The sequence below is a fragment of the Xenorhabdus kozodoii genome (assembly GCF_002632875.1).
Classification (GTDB): Bacteria; Pseudomonadota; Gammaproteobacteria; order Enterobacterales; family Enterobacteriaceae; genus Xenorhabdus; species Xenorhabdus kozodoii.
Genome location: NZ_NJCX01000012.1, coordinates 122864 through 126649, shown reverse-complemented (window position 1 = coordinate 126649; position 3786 = coordinate 122864). Strand labels below are relative to the sequence as shown.

The window sequence follows — 3786 nt, the reverse complement described above, 5'->3', positions numbered from 1 at the left end:
TTCGCTACCAAGTTGAATTTGATACCGCTGACCTACTGCGAGCCAATCCGAAAGAACGCTTCCAGAGTTATGAGACGGCGATTAAATCCGGTGTGATGTCACCGAATGAAGCCCGCGAACGCGAGGGATTATCACCCCGTGAGGGCGGTGATGAATTTAGTCAGGCATGGAAGCAAACGGTTGAAGTAAAAAAACAAACGGAGAACAAGGCATGAGAGCAGGCAGATTGCGGCATCGGATAACTATTCGTAAAAATGAAAGTACGCGTGATTCGTTTGGAGGTGTCATCAATAACTGGGTGGATGTTGCCACCGTCTGGGCAGAAGTCAAGGCCATTAGTGGGCGGGAGTTGGTGGCATCCGGCGCAGTGTTCTCAGAAGCCACCGTGCGTATCTGGCTGCGTTATCGTGCTGATGTGACCACAGCGAACAGCATTACCTATCACGGCGCAAACACCAGAGGGACGGCATTCGACATTGTGGCGGTGATCCCTGATGCGAAACACACCCGCCTAGAGCTGCTTTGCAAGGGAGGTATATTCCGATGAGCCAGATTGAAATTCCCTTGAACGAAATCAAACAACATTGCCGATTGGATGAGAGCGATACCCTTGATGATGCCTTGCTCATGGGTTATGCCGCCGCCGCGCTTGAAGTCTGCCAGCAACATATTGGTAAGCGGTTTAGTGACGATCTGGCTTTTACCCCGGCGATTAAAGTGGGTTGCCTGCTGTATATCGGTTTGTTGTATGAGAATCGGGAGATGGCGACTGATGTTGAACTCAAAGAAGTGCTTTTTACTATCAAATCGTTGTGGTCTGTCTATCGTGATGTGGGGATCTACTGATGCCGTGGCAACCGTTAAAACGCTGTCACTATCCCGGTTGTAAACAGCGGGTGAAATCAGGCCGGTGTAAGGAACATCGGCGGGAACAGGACAGGCAGCGCGGTACACGTACCGAGCGAGGCTACAGTAACCGATGGGAACACTATCGGCTGCAATACCTGAAAACCTATCCCTTATGTGTCCACTGCTTACAGCAAGGCAGCTACACGCCTGCAAGCATTGTGGATCATATCATCCCGATACAGGGTGAAGCGGATGTGCTGTTTTGGCTTGCATCCAATCATCAAGCTCTATGCCATGCCTGCCATAACCGTAAGACGGTACAGACAGACCCGATAACCAAAACGAAGCGAAAACAGGGAGCTTATCGGGAGCAGGAGGCGGAAGCAGCACGATTATTTATCACAAGAATAATAACCAAATGAAATAACGGGGTGGGGGTAGCAAAAATGACAAATGCCCCTCTGAGCGGAACCGCCCCCTCCTTCAATTTTTACGCACGGCAATTTTTTTGAAAATAAATCAAAAGGAATAGAGAACATTATGGCAAGAGCACCGAAACCGCCCACTTATTTAAATGATATTGCCGCCAGTCAATGGAAAGCCAAAGCAAAGACCTTGAGCGAACGCGAAGATCTGACCGCCGCCGACTGGAACAATCTGGAACTCTATTGCGTCAACTACGCCATTTACCGCAAGGCGGTGGCAGACCTTGATATTCGGGGCTTTAGCATCGTAAACAGTCAGGGCAGCGAAAGCCGCAATCCGTCACTGAGCGCCAAGGCCGATGCGGAAAAAATCATGATAAAAATGTCGTCATTGCTGGGCTTTGACCCCGTGTCACGGCGTAAAAATCCGGTGGAAACGGAGGAAGAGGACGAGCTAGACCGCTTATGAACGCATGGGAGCAGTACGCTTTTGATATCAAAAATGGCACAATTCCGGCCTGTAAACGGGTAAAACAGGCGGTAAAACGCTACCTTAACGACCTGAATAACCCACTTTATGTGTTTGATTCGGAGGTTGTGGCGCGGTTTATTGCATTTTCCCGTCACTGTCCGCACGTCAAAGGCCACCTGCGGGGCAAACCCATTATGCTTGAACCGTGGCAGCAATTCGCCTTTGCTAACCTGTTCGGCTTCAAGGTCAAAGCGACCGGTCGCCGCAAATATCGCAGCGCTTACATTCAGGTGCCACGCAAAAATGCCAAATCCACCGTGGCCGCGATACTGGCGAACTGGTTCTTGGTGATGGAACTGGGACAGCAGGATATCTACACCGCCGCCGTGAGTCGCGATCAGGCGCGTATTGTCTTTGATGATGCCCGCCAGATGTGCCTGTTATCAAAGCCGTTCAAGAGACGGGTATCTATCCAACAGCACAAAGTGACCTATCCAAAGAGTAACAGCCTGTTAAAGCCGCTGGCAGCCAAAGCCGCCACCATTGAAGGCACAAACCCCAGCCTTGCCATTGTCGATGAGTACCATTTGCACCCCGATAACGCCGTGTACTCTGCCCTTGAATTGGGAATGGGCGCACGTCCCGAAGGTGTCCTGTTTGCCATTACCACGGCGGGCAGTAACGTGATATCCGCCTGTAAACAGCATTATGATTATTGCTGTCAGATACTGGACGGGGAAGAACACAACGCATCGCTGTTTGCCCTGATCTACGAACTGGACGACGAGAACGAGATTGATGATGAATCGCTTTGGATCAAGGCTAACCCCAATCTCAATGTCTCGGTAGACAGTGACGCACTGCATGACACGATACAGAAAGCCCGTGGCATTCCCTCACAATGGACAGAGATGTTAACCAAACGCTTTAATATCTGGTGTCAGGGGGAAACGCCGTGGATGGGTGAAGGCGCATGGAAAGCCTGCCAGACAGAATACGATGAAAATGACCTGAAAGGCTTGGAATGTTACGCCGGATTAGATTTATCCTCAACAGGCGATATCACCAGCATCTGTTACACCTTCCCCGTGGATAACGAACTGTTATTACTCACTCGCCATTATCTGCCCGAAGCCCAGTTACAGAACCCTGCTAATAAGAATCGGGCAGTGTATCGTCAATGGGTGCAAATGGGCTGGTTACGCACCACCACAGGCGATTGTATTGATTATGATCGTATTCGTGATGACATTCTCAAAGACAGCCAGCAGTTTGATATTAAGCTCATCGGCTTTGATACATGGAATGCTACACACTTACGCACCCAATTACAGGGTGCAGGCTTGGACGTCGAGCCATTCCCACAAACCTATATGCGTTTTAGCCCGGTGGCAAAATCGGCTGAGGTCTTTGTTAATTGCGAGGTTATACGTCACAACGGTGATCCGGTGCTCGCTTGGGCGATGTCCAATGTCGTGATGGAAACGGACGCGAACGCTAATATCAAACCGAACAAGAAGAAATCAGCGAACAAGATTGACCCCGCCATTGCGTTCCTGATGAGTTTTGGTACATGGCAGGTTGAGCATGAAGAGTTTGCGTTTACTTTAAGTGAAGAACAGCAGCAGCGCCTTAAGGTGTTTAATGGGATATAGCGAAAAAAGTTAAGCGTTTATACTGATTCGCTTATTGAGTCAGATAAACCAATCGGTTAAAGTAGCCCAGCCATTGGCAAAATCCAATGGTCAGGGATTTGCAACCCTGTAGACACTCCACTGGTAGGATGTTTCTACCAGTGTGCCTGCGTTCGCCTTTTCTATGGCGGTTCAGGCAGGGGAGGCTTCGGCCTCGCCGGATGAGTGTCCCGGTATTGCAAACCCTGTCCGAATCGCCACCATCAATGATCAATTAATGGAAGGGGTAGCAGGAATGAATAACGTTAGAAATCTATGGTCACCCCCGTTTTTGCAACACTGATTTTGATGTCGGGTTGGCTTGCTTAAATCTATCCGGCGTCTCTATAGGCAAAGATGCCCGCGC

At 49.8% G+C, this 3786-nt stretch carries 7 protein-coding genes; all 7 read left to right on the top strand.

The genetic code is table 11. The features are described 5' to 3' along the window. On the top strand, positions 1–215 hold a 215-nt coding region (locus Xkoz_RS10125), incomplete at its 5' end, for a phage portal protein (RefSeq protein ID WP_141554412.1). Next, positions 212–547: a phage head closure protein gene (locus Xkoz_RS10120; protein WP_099142041.1), complete on the top strand. Its 336-nt coding sequence runs from the start codon at positions 212–214 to the stop codon at positions 545–547. The genes Xkoz_RS10125 and Xkoz_RS10120, both read left to right, overlap by 4 nt. After that, positions 544–846: a head-tail connector protein gene (locus tag Xkoz_RS10115; RefSeq protein ID WP_099142040.1), complete on the top strand. Its 303-nt coding sequence runs from the start codon at positions 544–546 to the stop codon at positions 844–846. Before Xkoz_RS10120 ends, Xkoz_RS10115 begins: the two co-directional genes overlap by 4 nt. Then, on the top strand, positions 846–1271 hold the full coding sequence (locus Xkoz_RS10110) for an HNH endonuclease (protein ID WP_099142039.1): 426 nt from the start codon (positions 846–848) through the stop codon (positions 1269–1271). The genes Xkoz_RS10115 and Xkoz_RS10110 overlap by 1 nt, the downstream gene beginning before the upstream one ends. Positions 1272–1389: 118 nt before the next feature. Then, complete coding sequence (locus Xkoz_RS10105) at positions 1390–1743, top strand: phage terminase small subunit P27 family (RefSeq protein ID WP_099142038.1); 354 nt, start codon at positions 1390–1392, stop codon at positions 1741–1743. Further along, positions 1740–3401 (top strand): terminase large subunit, encoded by a 1662-nt coding sequence (locus tag Xkoz_RS10100; RefSeq protein WP_099142037.1) that lies wholly within the window; start codon positions 1740–1742, stop codon positions 3399–3401. The genes Xkoz_RS10105 and Xkoz_RS10100 overlap by 4 nt, the downstream gene beginning before the upstream one ends. A gap of 142 nt (positions 3402–3543) precedes the next feature. Continuing rightward, positions 3544–3723 (top strand): hypothetical protein, encoded by a 180-nt coding sequence (locus Xkoz_RS21905; protein ID WP_208615243.1) that lies wholly within the window; start codon positions 3544–3546, stop codon positions 3721–3723. Positions 3724–3786 lie beyond the last annotated feature (63 nt).

Excerpts from the sequence above, each read along its gene's own strand:
- Xkoz_RS10120 (WP_099142041.1), top strand. The coding sequence starts at position 212 with ATGAGAGCAGGCAGATTGCGGCATCGGATAACTATTCGTAAAAATGAA.
- Xkoz_RS10115 (WP_099142040.1), top strand. The coding sequence starts at position 544 with ATGAGCCAGATTGAAATTCCCTTGAACGAAATCAAACAACATTGCCGA.
- Xkoz_RS10110 (WP_099142039.1), top strand. The coding sequence starts at position 846 with ATGCCGTGGCAACCGTTAAAACGCTGTCACTATCCCGGTTGTAAACAG.
- Xkoz_RS10105 (WP_099142038.1), top strand. The coding sequence starts at position 1,390 with ATGGCAAGAGCACCGAAACCGCCCACTTATTTAAATGATATTGCCGCC.
- Xkoz_RS10100 (WP_099142037.1), top strand. The coding sequence starts at position 1,740 with ATGAACGCATGGGAGCAGTACGCTTTTGATATCAAAAATGGCACAATT.